The organism is Alysiella filiformis (assembly GCF_014054525.1).
Taxonomy (GTDB): Bacteria; Pseudomonadota; Gammaproteobacteria; order Burkholderiales; family Neisseriaceae; genus Simonsiella; species Simonsiella filiformis.
This window is the reverse complement of record NZ_CP059564.1, coordinates 2,398,403-2,414,872: the sequence shown is the minus strand read 5'-3', so window position 1 is coordinate 2,414,872 and position 16,470 is coordinate 2,398,403. Positions and strand designations below refer to the sequence as shown.

The 16,470-nt window shown below is 47.6% G+C and carries 10 protein-coding genes; 4 read left to right on the top strand and 6 right to left on the bottom strand.

Features of this window, described 5'->3' with window-relative positions:
- Nucleotides 1-6: 6 nt before the first annotated feature.
- From yidD to H3L97_RS11660, 6 genes are all read right to left on the bottom strand, one after another.
- A complete protein-coding gene (yidD, locus tag H3L97_RS11685; protein WP_097114277.1) occupies nt 7-219 on the bottom strand; it encodes a membrane protein insertion efficiency factor YidD in 213 nt (70 codons plus the stop codon).
- 104 nt (nt 220-323) lie between these two features.
- Complete coding sequence (gene rnpA, locus H3L97_RS11680; RefSeq protein WP_097114276.1) at nt 324-668, bottom strand: ribonuclease P protein component; 345 nt, start codon at nt 666-668, stop codon at nt 324-326.
- Nucleotides 669-803 (bottom strand): 50S ribosomal protein L34, encoded by a 135-nt coding sequence (gene rpmH / locus H3L97_RS11675; RefSeq protein WP_002214728.1) that lies wholly within the window; start codon nt 801-803, stop codon nt 669-671.
- 128 nt (nt 804-931) lie between these two features.
- Nucleotides 932-1,777 (bottom strand): basic amino acid ABC transporter substrate-binding protein, encoded by an 846-nt coding sequence (locus tag H3L97_RS11670; protein ID WP_097114275.1) that lies wholly within the window; start codon nt 1,775-1,777, stop codon nt 932-934.
- 76 nt (nt 1,778-1,853) lie between these two features.
- Complete coding sequence (locus H3L97_RS11665; RefSeq protein ID WP_097114274.1) at nt 1,854-2,591, bottom strand: OmpA family protein; 738 nt, start codon at nt 2,589-2,591, stop codon at nt 1,854-1,856.
- Nucleotides 2,592-3,003: 412 nt separating this feature from the next.
- Nucleotides 3,004-3,855: a glycosyltransferase family 8 protein gene (locus H3L97_RS11660; protein ID WP_097114273.1), complete on the bottom strand. Its 852-nt coding sequence runs from the start codon at nt 3,853-3,855 to the stop codon at nt 3,004-3,006.
- Between the two features lie 220 nt (nt 3,856-4,075).
- Between H3L97_RS11660 and H3L97_RS11655 the strand changes: the two genes are divergently transcribed.
- The 4 genes from H3L97_RS11655 to clpB all read left to right on the top strand — a co-directional run bounded on the left by H3L97_RS11655 (nt 4,076) and on the right by clpB (nt 16,306).
- A complete protein-coding gene (locus tag H3L97_RS11655; protein ID WP_097114272.1) occupies nt 4,076-5,761 on the top strand; it encodes a ShlB/FhaC/HecB family hemolysin secretion/activation protein in 1,686 nt (561 codons plus the stop codon).
- A 491-nt stretch (nt 5,762-6,252) separates the two neighbouring features.
- Nucleotides 6,253-12,045, top strand: coding sequence for a hemagglutinin repeat-containing protein (locus H3L97_RS11650; RefSeq protein ID WP_097114271.1), 5,793 nt, complete (start codon nt 6,253-6,255; stop codon nt 12,043-12,045).
- Between the two features lie 222 nt (nt 12,046-12,267).
- Nucleotides 12,268-13,164: a glycine--tRNA ligase subunit alpha gene (glyQ, locus tag H3L97_RS11645; protein ID WP_097114270.1), complete on the top strand. Its 897-nt coding sequence runs from the start codon at nt 12,268-12,270 to the stop codon at nt 13,162-13,164.
- A gap of 565 nt (nt 13,165-13,729) precedes the next feature.
- On the top strand, nt 13,730-16,306 hold the full coding sequence (clpB, locus tag H3L97_RS11640; protein ID WP_097114269.1) for an ATP-dependent chaperone ClpB: 2,577 nt from the start codon (nt 13,730-13,732) through the stop codon (nt 16,304-16,306).
- Nucleotides 16,307-16,470: the final 164 nt, after the last annotated feature.

Here is a 16,470-nt window from a genome sequence, read left to right as displayed (position 1 = left end):
TCGTATTTAGGGAACGGGGTCGTGTCCGCTACCGCCCCAAGGGTGGCAACGGCACAGGCGTTTGGCGGTCAAACACGCGCCTTTGCACGCGCCGTGTTTGCGTATCGCTTCAATGGCATATTGTGAGCAAGTTGGCACAAAGCGGCAGCGTGGCGGCAAAAGTGGGCTGATTGCCAGTTGGTAAAAACGAACGCCAGCCAATAAAATTTTGCTTAACATTTTTCAAACAGCCAAAATCAAATTAAAAACATGAAAAAGCAGCCTGAAAATGTGCCAAAACACGCTTTCAGGCTGCCTGAAACGAAGTTCAGCACAACTGAAAATCATTTCGCTTTGGGCAACATCAATTCTGCCAACTGTTCGCGTGCTTGCTGGGCGGATTGTGCGTCAAAGCCAACGCGCACACGCACCACAAAATCGCGTGGGGGTAATTGGTTTTTGTGGCAACGAAACCACTCGCGTATCACACGTTTCATGTAGTTGCGGCGATTGGCGCGTTTGGCGGCTTTTTTGCTGACCACCAAGCCCAAACGCGGGTGTTCAAGTGAATTGCCATCAGACTGCGACACTTGCACAAAATGGCGCGAACGCTGTTTACGAAGTGCAAAAACGGAAGAGAACTCTTCCGTTTTCAACAGTCGGTAGGCTTTGCCAAAGCTGTTGCTCAATTACACAGCCAAGCGTTTGCGACCTTTGGCGCGGCGAGCTGCCAATACAGCGCGACCACCGCGTGTTTTAGAGCGAACCAAAAAGCCGTGTGTGCGTTTGCGTTTGGTAACAGAAGGTTGGTAAGTGCGTTTCATGATGATAATCCTAAATAATCAATTTGAAAAAAATTAAACGTGCGATTAAACCCTGTTTGCGCCATTTTGTCAATCAAAATGCGTGTTTGATTTGGGAAAAGCGCGTTCAGGCAGCCTGAAAATGCCGTTTATTGACCTGACGCTTGTGGGGCACTGCTGAACCATTGCGCGTGGATTTTATCGTAAGTGCCATTGGCTTTGATGGTGCTCAAACCTTTGTTGATGGCTTCGCGTAAGCCATCGTTGCGCCCTTTGCGAAAGGCAAAGGCATAGTTTTCAGTGGGAAAGCTGGGGTCAATGAGGGTGTGCAATTTGGCGTTGGGGTTTTGCGAAAAGTAGTAGCCCACCACGCTGGAATCGCCCACAACCGCGTCCACGCCACCGCTTTCCAATTCTTTGAATGCCAAGGGCATGGTGTCAAAGCGTTTGATGTTGGTGCTGTCCTTGCCTTGTAAATTTTGCAAAATATTGTCGCCCGATGTGGAATGTTGCACCGAAACGGCGCGTGTTTTCAAATCGGCAAAACTTTTAATGCTGTCGGCATGGCGTTCGGTGGTGATGACCATTTGGGTGGCTTGGAAATAGGGGTCGGAAAAATCCACTTGTTGTTTGCGTTCATCGGTAATGGAAATGCTTGCCAGAGCGATGTCGCTGTCGCCTTTGTCCACATTGGCTAAAATGCCTTCAAATGGGGTGTTCACAAATTCCAATTTCACATTTTCGCTTTTGGCTGCCGCGTCCAACACATCGTGTGAAAAACCGACCACTTTGTTGCCTTCCATGTATTCCATGGGGGCGTAGCTGGCATCGGTGGCAACGATGTAGGTTTTGTTGGTGTCCAATCCCGCTTGGCTGGCGGCAGATGCGCTGGGTGCGGAAGCGGGGGCGGTGGGGGACGGGGTTTCTGATTTGCCGCCACACGCGCTCAACAACAAGGCTGCGCCAATACAGGCGGCAAAGGTTCGGTTTAACATGATGATTTCCTTGAAAATGATGTGAAAGGCTGCCTGAACGCATTTTCAGGCAGCCAAAAATAAAGTGAATATGCGATTATTGCAAAACCACTTCCACGCGGCGGCTGTCGTTGTCGGCGGTGGAGGGTTCTTTGATTTCAATGCTGCTTTCAGGTACGCCAGCCGCCAGCAACACGCTGCGTACGGCAAAAGCGCGTTCTTTTGCCAAGCGTTCGTTGGCTTCCACGCCTGCGTAGCTCAAAATCACGGCTTTTTGACCGTTTTTCACGCCATCAACCACGCCATTTAAGGCTTGCAAAGTGTTGGCGGCAACGTCTGATTTGCCTGTGGCGAAAGTGAATTTGACCACGCCATTTTCTTCAATCACTTGGGTTTGGCTGGCTGCGGTTTCGTTTGCCAAGATGGTTTGTGCTGGGCTGGGGGCGGCAGGGGCAGATGCCACTTGGCTGGCTGCCTGAATTTGTGATGCCGCGATTGCCACATCGGAGGCGGCGTGGGTGTCGTCATCGTTTTCTTCGGCAGGGGCGGTCATGCCATTGATTTGCTGGTCGGAATTGGCAACTGCCAAGCTGGCGGCTTGAGCTTCGGTGGCAGGCACGCTGCTCAAAATTTCAGGCTGCTGTGAGCCGTTGATGCTTGCGCTGTTGGCAATGCTTTGTTCTTGATTGGGCTTGCCTTCTTGATAATTGATGTAAAATGCCAAGCCCAAAACGCCCAGCGCGGTTAAGGCTGCCACGCCCAATCCAACCCACAAACCGACACGTTGTGTTTGGTCTTGTTCATTTGAAGCATTGTTTTGATTTTTTGTGGACATAAAACCGTTCCTTTATAAACTGTGTTAATAGGGCTTCAATCCCTAGCTAAAAAATGCGGTTATTATACACAAATGATGAAACTTTGCGTAATTTTACGCGCTTGGTGGGCAAAAATTTTCAGACTGCTTTTCATTGAACTACAAAAATAAAGTGCGCTCTGTCGCTGCGTGGGCGACTTACTTTTTTAAAAAAGCAAGCCAAATACCCCGATATACATCTATTTTATTTTTTAAACGGTGTTTTGGTGCTTTCAGGCAGCCCGAAAATGTTGTTGAGGCACAAATTGTTGAGCATTGATTTATTTGGCTTACTTTTTTAAAAAGTAAGTCGCCGAAGGCAAAAACTTTATTGAGTGGGGTAATGAAAGGCAGCCTGAAAAAAGCAATTCAGGCTGCCTGAACAGTTTGCCAATCAATTTGTTGGGTTGTGATGACGGGCAATGATGTCTGACCACTGCATGCGTTGATAATGCCAATAACGTTGGCGCAATGGCACGTCTTCCTCGCCTGTTGGGGTGATTTGCCACGGTTTATGCGCTGTGGTGTAGTGAATGATTTGCGCTTGTGCTTGTAATTCAACGGCTTTTTCTGCCCAACCAAACAATTTGTGTTCACGCAAATTGCGAATGGCACCCGTTTGGTAATTGTAGGCAGGATTCAGTTGCAACCATTTGTTTTGAAAATAAATGTTCAAAATATCTTGGTCGGCATATTGCACATTGTAGCTGCTGGTTAAGTTAAATAAATCGTGTTGGGCGTTGTGTTCGCGCCATTTGTCGTTGTCCACCAGCAGCAAGCCTGCGTTGAAATAGGGTTTCATATTGGGAAATTCTTTGTACCAATGCGTGCCAACGTGATTCAGAAACATATCAGGTGCGGCTGCCAAAAAATTGCCTTGCAAATTCAACAGATACAATTCAGGCAGCATATTGCTGTCCACCACCATATCGCAATCCAAATACAACACGCGGCTATCGGGTAATTGCGGCAGCATGTAGCGATAAAAGGTTGCTTCGGTAACATGGGGCAAGGTGTGGTAGTGATTTAACCAATCGTAGGTGATTTTCGCGTCCAAAATTTCACAGTTGATTTGATTGAGTTGCGCGTTTAAGCTGTGAAACCATTCCAAAGGGTATTCTTTGTTAAACAAATAAAAGCGCACGTTTTGATGGCGATAGCAAATGGACTTGATTAAAGTTTGAACCTGTTCAGCGTAATGTAAATCGGCGGCGAGGGCGACTGCCATATAAGTATGTGATGTCATAATGGTCTTTCAAAAATAGTTGTAATGATATTGGTTGGGTATTTGATTTTGTGCTCAGTATCGTGCGTGAATGCAGGTGATACGAGTTATTACTTTAATTCGGCTCGGTACATAAAATGCTGTAAAATGGCAAATACCAATTGGTTTTGGACAGTATTGAAATGGTAAAGTCAATGCTGCCTGAAAATGTAATTTGACAAAAATAAGAAATTTTTATGCCATGTCTCTAAAAAAACACACTCTGATTTCGGCAATTGTGGCTTCAACGGTTGCCAGTTTACCCGCTTATGCGGCAGATTTGCCCTTGCCCGAACGCCCCGTGCGACAAATTGACGAAGATTTGCGCGACAATTTGGACAAAATTCACGAACTGGAAAACAAACGCCGTGAAGATGCCGCTTGGAAATTGCAAGAACAGCAACAAAATAACGTTTCAGACAGCCCAAATCCCCCAAAGCAGCCTGAAAACACCGACCACACGCAACAATCTTGCGTTGATTACGAATCGGTGCAGCTCAACGGCATCAGCTATTTGAATGCGTCAAAATGGCAGGCAAAACTGCCAAAATGCGTCAATGATGTCAGCATCAATCAATTTAACCGCGACTTGATTTCGGCTTATTTGGCAGCAGGCTACCCCCACACGCAAATTGATTTTGAAAACACCGAAGACCGCGTTTTAAAAATCAATGTCAAAGAAGGGCGCATTCGTGAAATCAAAGGCAAAAGCCGCCGCGTGAACGTGAACACCTTGTTTCCCAAGCACAAAGGTCGCCCTTTAAACATCAAATACCTTGACCAAGGCATTGAACAAGCCAACAAATTGGGCGGCAACAATGTCAGCATGGACATCTACCCCCACAGCGATGGCACCGCCACGGTAGAATTGCAAAACGAAGCAGGCAATCCCGTTTCAGGCAGCCTGACCATAGACAACAAAGGCAGCAAACCCAATCAAGTCGTAGCCCGCGTCAATTTGGCAATTGACAGCCCTTTGGGTTTGTCCGATAGCTTATATATTGGTGCGTCCAGCAATTTGCGCCACGGCAATCGCCATTACAGCCGCAGCGCAAACGCCTTTTACAGCCTGCCTTACGGCGCGTGGACGATGAGTGCCTACGCCAGCGCATCACGCAGCCAAAGCATTACCCATTTGCCCGAAAGCGGCTTGGATTTAGCCTATCGCAGCAAATCGGGCGCAGCAGGCGCAAAAGCCGAACGAGTGGTATCGCGTGGGCAAAAACACATTTTATCCTTATATGGTGGGGTGGATTACATTTCACAAAGTGCCACTTGGGGCGGTGCAGGGCTGAAAATCCAAAGCCCCAAATTGACTTCCGCACAACTGGGCGCATCGCACACCAAAATTTTAGCCACAGGCGTGTTGATGAACGATGTGAACGTGGAACGCGGTCGCGCCAAAAGCGTAGAAAGCACCCCATTTGACAAAACCTACACCAAATTGGCACTCAATACAAACTTGATTCAAAACAGACGTTTGGGCAACTGGGTGGTGGGCAATCGACACAATTTGTCAGCCGAATATGGCAAAAACGAATTGTATTCCGCCAAGCAATTTGATGTGGTGGGGCGCAGCAGCGTACGCGGTTTTCGCAATTTGTCGCTCAACGCCAATCGCGGTGCTTATTTGAACAACACGGTTACATTCCGCCGCAATGTGTCGCCCAAAATTTATGTTGAGCCATTTATCGGTGCAGACGTGGGCGCGGTTAAAGACGAACAAGGCTGGCAAAAAGCCGCAGGTGTGAGCTTGGGCGTGAATGTGGCGCAATATGGCAGGTGGAATGTGTCATTTGACGTGGCGCGTGGCTATGCGCGTACCACAGGCAGCAAAAACACGATTCGCCAAGAGCAAGTTACCGCCTCGGCACGATTCTCATTTTGATGGGTAAAGACGTTTCAGGCAGCCTGAAAAACAAAAAGCGACAGTCTTTTTCTGTCGCTTTTTGTTTTTTGGCAGGGCGATGGGTGTGAACTGACGTTTTTTTGGCAGGGTGAATCAAGAGCATTTATTTGTTTTGATGTTTATGAATAATGGCGATGGAGATTTGTTTGTAAATTTGAGTTAAGTCAAATGATTTGGGCTGACAAAAAGTGGCATTTTGACCTTTGGGAGTATGCAATTTTGCGTCATGATGGTTGGTGGTGTTGTCATGGGCTTGGTATTTTTTATTGATTTATTTTATTTTAAATCAGTGTGTTAAACTCAATTTGTCGTTTTTTGTCAGGTGGTGTGATATGTGTCGCAAAGTGAAAAGATTGGTTTGAGTCGGAATGGGCGTTGCTTTGATTTTCGTAACACTTAACATCATCAAATATTGATGAAGTGGCAAACGCTATTTCAATTTGTAATAACTCAATTTAAGGATTCAGATTATGAAACCAGAACAATATCAACCCAAATTATCCGCAACTGGCAAAATGGCAGTTGCTTTGAGCTTGGCATTCATCGGTCAAGTGGCTGTTGCTGCGCCCAGCGATGCTGTAATGGCACAACGTGCAGCTGCTTATCAAGCCAAACTTGCTGCATCTCATCATGCACATACTGCCAAGCAAGCTGTTGCCAACATTGAAGCAGTAAAAGGCGGCGCACAAGTATTCCAACAAAATAAAGTTGATGTGGTAAACATCGTTAAAGCCAACGAACAAGGCTTATCACACAACCAATTTAACAAATTCAACGTTGCCAAAGAAGGCGCGGTGTTGAACAATGCCGTTGCTGCTGGTAAATCTGAATTGGCTGGCAATTTGGCTGCCAACAAAAACTTGCAAGGCAAAGCCGCTTCTGTCATCTTGAATGAAGTTGTGAGCAAAAATCCTTCGTTGATTTTGGGTCAACAAGAGATTTTTGGTATGGCTGCCGACTATGTGTTGGCTAACCCCAATGGCATTACTTACAACGGTGGCAGCATTCTGAATGCGTCTCGTGCTTCTTTGGTTGTGGGTCGTCCCGACATTCAAGGTGGCAGCCTGAAAGCCTTCACCGTTGGTGCAAATGGCGAACAACAAGAATTGCGCGTAAACGGCACCATGAGCGGCAACAGCGTGGTGGATTTGGTTGCACCAAAAGTGGTGGTGTCCAAATCTGCTAACTTGAACGCTGGCAAAATCAACATGGTTACTGGCGCAAACAAAGTAGGCTATGCTGACGACAAAATTGAAAAATTGGCACAAGCCAACAACGCGCCTGTGTTGGACGGTCAAGTATTTGGTGCAATGCGTGCAGGTTCTATCCGCATTCACGGTACAGACAGCCGCGCGACCCAAACTTTTGACGGTGCAAACATTCAAGCCGACAGCGATTTGAACGTTAAAGCGGCTGGCGATGTGAAAGTGATTGCTTCAAAAGTAAGCGGTAACGACATCACTGTGGCTGCCAAAACCACTACCATTGACGGTTTGAAAACCACCAAAACCGACAACTACAACTACAACAACACCGAATCTGGCAACGTAAAAGCCAATAAATTCGGTAACACCAAAACCGAAAGTTTTGCAGCCAGCAACATCAATGCAAAAGGCGCATTGAACTTGGAAAACACAGGTGATGTGAACCTGTATGGCGCAAACATTGAAGCAGGCAACCTGAATGTGTCTGCTCAAAACGTGGCAACCGATGTGTACACCACCGTTGAAGCCGTAGACCACAGCTACAACCGTTCTAAAGGTTTGTGGTTCAACAACAGCAAAACCGTTTCCAGCGATGCAACCGTACACAACACCAAAATCAATGTTAAAGGCGGCGCAGTCATTGACGCAGCACAAAACTTGACTTTGAAAGCGGCTGTGTTGAACGTGGGCGGCGATGCGAAATTGACAGGTAAAGAAAGCATCAGCAGCTTTGGCGTGAACGAAGTGGATTCTGTTCACGAACATGTTGATTTCAAAAATGAAACCGCTAAACTGAAAACAGGTTACAGCGACAAACAAGAAAGCACCGCCAAACAAATCGGCACACAAATTACCGTGGGTGGCGATTTGGGCTTGGTAACAGGCAAAACTTTGAATACCCAAGCAACCACCGTTAAAGTGGGTGGCAGCGTGGTGGGCAATGCCGCAACCATGAATTTGGGCGCACAAAAAACCGCCAACAACACTTCTGTTGATGACAAATTGAAATACTGGGGCGGTATCGGTGGCGGTCAAGACGGCTCTGGTAACAGCCACAAAGAAACCTTGCACGGCACTTCCATTGTAGCAGGTGGCAGCGTATTGTTGGGTGCGAAAGACGCTGTGAATGTGTCTGGCGGTACCGTTAAAGGCAAAACAGGCGCATTTGTGAATGCCGCAGAAGTGAATGTGAAACACGCAACTGCCAATGACGTTGAAGTAAGCAGCAACCGCACAGGTACCATTTTCAACATCACGAAGAGCAAAACCCAAAGCAGCAGCCACACTCAAAACATCACTGGCACTGTGTTGCAATCTGACGCTGATTTGAAAGTGGTGGCTCAGAAAAACATCAATGTGGTGGGTTCTAGCTTGAAAGCCGCTGAAAAATTGGGCATTGAAACCGCAGGCAGCCTGAACATTGCCGCAGCTCAAGCCAAAAACAGCAGCACACAAAAAGAATTCTCCATCAAAGGTAAAGCAACGCCTTCAGCCAGCCTGAAAGACGGTTCAGCTTCTATCGGTTTGGGCTTGGTGATTACCAACAGCACCACCAAAACCGACAGCGTGGTTAATACAGGCAGCAGCGTAGCAGGTAAAGACGTAAGCTTGACCGCCAAAGACAAAGTAAAAGTGGTAGGCAGCCAAGTTAATGCTGAAAACAACGTAAGCGTAAGCGCAAGCAATGTTTCTGTTGTGGCAGCCAAAGACACCACCGTTACCAACGAGAAAAACCGCGTAACCGACATCGGCATTACTGCAACCGCATCTTACAACGGCGGTGCGCCAAAAGTGGGCGTGAGCGCAGGTGTATCCAGCAAATTTGCAGACACCACAACCACCAACACCACAGCACAAGTGTCTGGCATTACCGCAGGTGGTAACGTTGATGTAAGCGCAACCGAAAACATCTTGCACGAAGGCACCAAAATCAATGCCAAAGGCGATGTGAACCAAACTGCGAAAAACATCACCAACAATGCCGCACAAAACAGCTCTAACGTGGACGTGGTAAAACACGAAGGTGGCATTGGTATTGGCGCAAGCATTGACACAGCCAAACGTGTAACCGTTCAAGGCAACATTTACGGTCAAGGCGGCAAAGCGCAAACCACCAGCACCACTGCTGTTGTGGGCAGCGTTGAAGCCAACAATGTGAACTTGAAAGCCGAAAACAACATCACCGATGTGGCAACCAACTACAATGCCCAAGGCGATTTGAACATCAGCGCACAAAAATACGACAACCAAGCAGCGAAAAACACCCAATCTATTGATTCTAAACAAGGTGGCGCGTCTATTGGTGTGGCGGTTTCTACCAATGATGGTCAAACATTTGATGTTGATGCCAAAATTGGCGTGAACTATGCCGATGAACATGGCAAATCCAGCCAAGCAGTTAAAGGCAATATTGCTGCCAACAACGTGAACATCAATGCAGGCGACACCGCAGCGATTGCTTCTAACGTGGCAGCCAAAGAAAACGTGAACATCAACGCAGCAAACGGTGTAACCTTCACACAATCCAAAGACACGGCTGAATCCAACGGCACCAAAGTGGATGTTGGTTTGAGCGTGGGTGCGAAAGTACACGTTTCTGGCGCAGTGGCACCAAAAGGCAGCCTGAATGTGGGCGTGAACGTGGGCGACAAAGAATCCACAGTAGGCAGCGCAGGCACCATTACCGCAGGTAAAGACATTGTGGCAACTGCCGAAAACGGTAAAGTGCACGTTGATGGTGCAAACTTGGTAGCCGAAAACTTGGTTAAATTGGAAGGCAAAGTTGTGGAAAGCAACGGCTTGACCAATACCCGTCAAGAAAACGGTGTGAATGTGGGTGTTTCTTTGGGTGCAAGCTCTGCTTTGACTGAAACCACCACAACCCAAACCACCACAACAACCGAACAACACTTGGTACACGACAGCTACTGTGAACCACCACGTTTGGTATTGGTTGAAAACACCCAAACGACTGAATTTACTGAAATTGGTTCACAAATGACGGGTGCAAACTTTGGTGTGAATGTGGGTGTGAAAAAAGAAGATGAAGTATCCAACTCTGCCAACGTGATTATTGGTAAAGGCGGCATGACCAGCACACCTGACACCATCGTGAAAGAGCCTGACACCATCGTGAAAGAGCCTGACACCATCGTGAAAGAGCCTGACACCATCGTGAAAGAGCCTGACACCATCGTGAAAGAGCCTGACCGAGTTATTACAACACCTGACCAAATTATTACTGTTTCTGAGGATGAGATTGACAATACTGAAACAAGTACTACTCCTGGTAACACGACAGCAGATGGTTCAAGTGTTGTGCCTTCTACACCTGCAACGACTACAACAATTATTCCTGGTACAACAACAGTTATTCCTGGTAAAGTAAACGTGATTCCTGGTAAGGAAACTGTGGTTCCTGGTAAGGTAAATGTGATTCCTGGTAAAGAAACTGTGGTTCCTGGTAAAACAACCGTTATTCCTGGTAAAACAGCACAAACAGGTGGTGTGATTATCAATGCAAACTCTGCTGGTAATGGTGTATCCATCAAAGGCACCAACATCACAGCAGGTGTAGCAAGCATTACCAATGCAGGCGGTAATGTTCATATTGGCAGCATGGAAGGTCATTTGAACAAAACCAATGCGGAAGTAGGCGTAGGCTTGAGCTTGGATGTGAACGGTGGTGAAGTGAAACCTACTGGTGGTTCTGCTAGCGTAACTGTTGATTTGGCGAAAAACAAAACCTTTACAGGCAGCAGCATTACCGCTACCGAAGCCGTGAACATCAATGCCAAAGACAATTTGGACTTGATTAGCAGCACCATTACTGCCCCCGAAGTAAAAGGCAATGTGGGCGGCAATGTGAACATTGAAGCACAACAAGATGTGGTTGATGAAACATTTGTTCATGTTGGCGTGGGTGTGGGTGTGAAAGGTAAAGGCTTTACACCTAGCACAGAACAAACTGTTGAGCACACTGCAGAATGTGGTCCTTGCGGCTTGGTTGAAACCACCAAAGTAACCACTGAAGAAACCAAATTGTTGGGCAGTCAAGTGGAAAACCCACAAACTGCTGACAACAATGCCCTGATTGCCGCAGGTGGTACTGTATTGCAAGGCGCACAAACCGTTCAAGGTGCAGTAGGCATTGCAGACAGCATCAAAAAAGGTGATAAAGTTCAACGCGATGACATTGCTGGTGTGATGACTGGCGCATTGGGTACTGTAACCACAGCCACTCAAAACAAAGGTGAAGCAAGTGGTGTATTGAATGCGTTGAGCAATGACATTAATGCAGGCAGCATTGGTGGCGTACATGCACACTTGAACATCGGTGTTGATGTAGAGAAAAGCAAAACCACCAAGCAAACTGGTATCACTGCCAACAACTTGGATTTGAACGTGGGCAATAAAGTGATTAACAAAGCGGGTCAAATCACTTACCAAGAAGGCAGCAATGGCTTCGGTAACGCCCAAGTGGTTGATGCAGGCAGCAATGTGGATTCCAGCAAAAAAATCCAAGGTCATTTGAACTTGACCACCGACATTGCACAAAACATTGCCAATGGCATTGAAATGGCGCAAACAGGTAAAAATCCTTGGGTAGGTGGCAGCAGCGCTCAAACTGCACCCACTGCTGTGAATACCAATGTGAATGAAACTGCCAAACCTGTATTGGCAGAGCCTGCTGCCCCAGCAGCTGCAGGTGAACCTGTGGTTATTCAAAAACCTGCTATTGTGATGGACAAACCTGCTCCGATTGAGTTGGATAAACCTGCCCCAATCGTGTTGGACAAACCTGAACCAATCGTGATTGATAAAGGTACGGCTGCGAATGCGCCAGCAGCAACTCAACCTGCTGTTAACCCAGCACCTGCTGCTATCAATCACAATGTTGAAATTCATGAAAATGAAGCAACTGAACCTGCTAATCCAGTAGAGGTATTTGCACCTACATCTGCGGTAGAACCAACAGAAGTGGCAAACAACAACCATAATGTTGAAATTGAAGATGAAGAAGCTGTACCATCACAAGCAGCACCTTTGTTCTTCTAAATCTTGAGTGATGTCGCAAAGCTGACTGAATCTGTGAAGTTGGGCTAAGTCAGTTTAAGCACCCCAATCCCGTAACAGGTATTGGGGTGCTTTTTTGTATTGCGCGAAAAGGTTTCAGGCAGCCTGAAAATCCAGTAAAATGGCGCGGTTTATCGCTTTTCAGGCAGCCTGAAACGCCTTTTTGTTCCTTCTTTTATCCAGACTTTTTACAAAGAAAACATCATGCTGACTTTTCAAGAAATCATTTTCAAATTACAAACTTATTGGGCGGCACAAGGCTGCGCGATTATTCAACCGTTTGACATGGAAGTGGGGGCTGGCACTTCTCACCCGTCCACTTGTTTACGCGCATTGGGTCCCGAGCCTTGGAATGTGGCGTATGTGCAGCCATCGCGCCGCCCCAAAGACGGTCGTTATGGCGACAACCCCAACCGTTTGCAGCATTATTATCAATTTCAAGTGGCGTTGAAACCCGCGCCCGACAATATTCAAGATTTGTATTTGGGCAGCCTGAAAGAATTGGGCATAGACCCCACCGTTCACGACATTCGTTTTGTGGAAGACGATTGGGAAAACCCCACTTTGGGCGCATGGGGTTTGGGTTGGGAAGTGTGGCTCAACGGCATGGAAGTTACCCAGTTTACCTATTTTCAACAAGTGGGCGGCATTGATTGCACCCCCGTGTTGGGCGAAATCACCTACGGCATTGAACGCTTGGCGATGTATTTGCAAGGTGTTGAAAATGTGTATGATTTGGTATGGGCGAAAACGCCACAAGGCACCCATTTGACTTACGGCGATGTGTATCATCAAAACGAAGTGGAACAATCCACCTACAATTTTGAATATTCAGACGCAGAATGGCTGTTGCGCCAATTCAACGATTACGAAGCGCAAGCCAAACGCCTGTTGGAACAAGAAAATGCCCAGCTTGCCTTGCCCGCGTATGAATTGGTGTTGAAAGCAGGACACACCTTTAACCTGCTGGACGCACGCGGCGCGATTTCCGTAACCGAACGTGCCACTTACATCGGTCGCATTCGCACTTTGAGCCGCATTGTGGCGCAGAAATTTGTGGCAAGCCGCGAGGCTTTGGGTTTTCCTTTGTTGAAATCTTGATAAGATGCAATGATTTATCCGCAAAAAATGCTTTTCAGGCTGCCTGAAAACGTTTTTGCGGATTTTTTGTGAATGCGAGTTCGGGATAAAAATCATTGGTAAATTGAAGTCACTTTACTCCCTCTCCCTGTGGGAGAGGGGGAGGGTTCAGCTCAACAAGCCTGAAACTTTTGCAAAACTCGGTTTGTAGGTAGGGGCAGATTTCATATCTGCCCTTTTTTTCAATTTATTGATAACGCGATTTCGGGATAAAAGTGATGGATAAATTTAAGCCACTTTGCTCCCTCTCCCTGTGGGAGAGGGCTGGGGAGAGGGTATGCTGTTCAACAACCCCTCTCTCCAACTCTCTCCCATAGGGAGAGAGAGCGGGTTGGTTGGCAAATTGACAGTTACTTATCCCGAGTTCACGTTTTGTTTGGGGAGAACGACAATTTTGATGAAAAAACAACCGTGAAACAAACCGTCCTTCTCTCCTAACATAAAAATACGCAAAACGCCACTTGTTTTTTTCAAAAGCTGCCTTATATCGTGCCTATCAAAAACTTAATCCGCAAAGGACAAAAACATGCGATACGATAAACTCACCACCAAGCTCCAACAAGCATTGGCAGACGCGCAAAGCCTTGCCCTTGCCAAAGACCATGCCTACATTGAAAGCGTTCACGTTTTGCACACGCTGCTCAACGACACCACAAGCGGCATGGGTGCATTGTTGGTTAAAGCCAACGGCAATGTGGCGCAAATCAAACGCGATGTTCAGGCAGCCATTGACGCGCTGCCGCAAGTATCGGGGCAGGGCGGCGAAATCAACATGAGCCGCGAATTGCAAAACGTGTTCAATTTGATGGACAAAGCCGCCACACGTTTGGGCGACACCTTCATCGCCACCGAATTGTTTCCATTGGCATTGATTTTGGAAAAAGGCAATACAGGCAGCCTGTTGCAAAACGCAGGCGTGAGCGAACAAAGTTTACAACAAGCCATACAAGCCATTCGCAACGGACAAAACGTTCACGAACAAAATGCCGAAGACCAACGCGAAGCCCTCAAAAAATACACGCTGGACTTAACCGAACGCGCACGCGAAGGCAAACTTGACCCCGTGATTGGGCGCGATGACGAAATCCGCCGTGCCATTCAAGTTTTGCAACGCCGCACCAAAAACAACCCCGTGCTGATTGGCGAACCAGGAGTGGGCAAAACCGCGATTGTGGAAGGCTTGGCGCAACGCATTGTGAATGGCGAAGTGCCAGAATCTTTGCGCGGCAAACGCTTGCTGGTGTTGGATTTGGCAGCCTTAATCGCAGGCGCAAAATACCGTGGCGAATTTGAAGAACGCCTCAAAGCCGTGTTAAACGATTTGGCGCAAGACGATGGCAACAGCTTGATTTTCATTGATGAAATTCACACGCTGGTGGGCGCAGGCAAAACCGATGGCGCAATGGACGCTGGCAATATGCTCAAACCCGCTTTGGCGCGTGGCGAATTGCATTGCATAGGCGCAACCACGCTGGACGAATACCGCCAATACATTGAAAAAGACGCGGCTTTGGAACGCCGTTTCCAAAAAGTGTTGGTGAACGAACCTTCTGTGGAAGACACCATCGCCATTTTGCGTGGCTTGCAAGAGCGTTACGAAATCCATCACGGTGTGGACATCACCGACCCTGCGATTGTGGCGGCGGCAGAATTGTCCAACCGCTACATTTCCGACCGTTTCTTGCCCGATAAAGCCATTGATTTGATTGATGAAGCCGCCAGCCGCATCAAAATGGAAATCGATTCCAAACCCGAAGCAATGGACAAACTTGACCGCCGCATCATTCAATTACAAATGGAAAAAATGCACGTTGCCAAAGAAACGGATGAGGCGAGCAAAAAACGTTTGGCTTTGATTGATGAAGAAATCGGCAGCCTGCAAAAAGAATATGCCGATTTGGACGAAATTTGGAAAGCGGAAAAAGCCGCCTCCACCAGCAGTGCCGACATCAAAAAGCAAATTGATGAAATCAAACTGAAAATTGAACAAGCCAAACGCGCGGGCAATTATGAACAAGCGTCCAAATTGCAATATGGCGATTTGCCGCAACTGGAAACGCAATTACAATCTGCCGAACGTTCAGGCAGCCTGAAAGCCGAAAACAAGCTGTTTCGCACCGAAGTGGGTGCGGAAGAAATTGCCGAAATCGTGTCGCGCATGACAGGCATTCCCGTTGCCAAAATGATGGAGGGCGAGCGCGAAAAATTGCTCCGCATGGAAGAAGTTTTGCACAAACGCGTGGTGGGGCAAGACGAAGCCGTTCGCGCGGTGGCAGATGCGATTCGCCGCAGCCGTTCGGGTTTGGCAGACCCCAATAAACCTTATGGCAGTTTCCTGTTTTTGGGGCCAACTGGCGTGGGCAAAACCGAATTGTGCAAAACGTTGGCAAGTTTCTTGTTTGACAGCGAAGAGCATTTAATCCGCATTGACATGTCGGAATACATGGAAAAACACAGCATTGCGCGTTTAATCGGTGCGCCCCCTGGTTATGTGGGTTATGAAGAAGGTGGCTATTTGACCGAGCAAGTTCGCCGCAAACCATACAGCGTGATTTTGCTGGACGAAGTGGAAAAAGCCCACCCCGATGTGTTCAATATTCTGCTGCAAGTGCTTGATGATGGACGATTAACCGATGGGCAAGGGCGCACGGTGGACTTTAAAAACACGGTGATTGTGATGACCAGCAACATCGGCAGCCAGCACATTCAAGAATTGGGCGACACCGCCGATTATGGCGCGGTGAAAGCGGCTGTGATGGGCGATGTGAAAGCCTATTTCCGCCCTGAATTGATTAACCGCATTGATGAAGTGGTGGTGTTCCACGGTTTGAGTCAGGCAAACATTCGCAGCATTGCCGAGATTCAACTGGGCAGCCTGAAACGCCGTCTTGCCGCGCAAAATCTGCATTTTGAAATCAGCAATGCGGCTTTGGATTTGCTTGCCGAGGCGGGATTTGACCCTGTGTATGGGGCGCGTCCGCTCAAACGGGCGATTCAGGCGGAGATTGAAAATCCGCTCGCCAAAGCCTTGCTCAATGGGCAATATGCGCCTGAAAGCACAATTCGCGTGGACAGCAATGGCGAATATGTGATTTTTGCTTAATGTGAACTCGGGATAAGTAACTGTTAATGTGCCAATAAATTAGCGCTCTCTTCCTCTGGGAAAGCGTTGGAGAGAGGGCTGGTTGAGCAGCATACCCTCTCCCCAGCCCTCTCCCATAGGGAGAGGGAGTAAAGTTACTTAATCCCGAACTCGCGTTTGCTTAA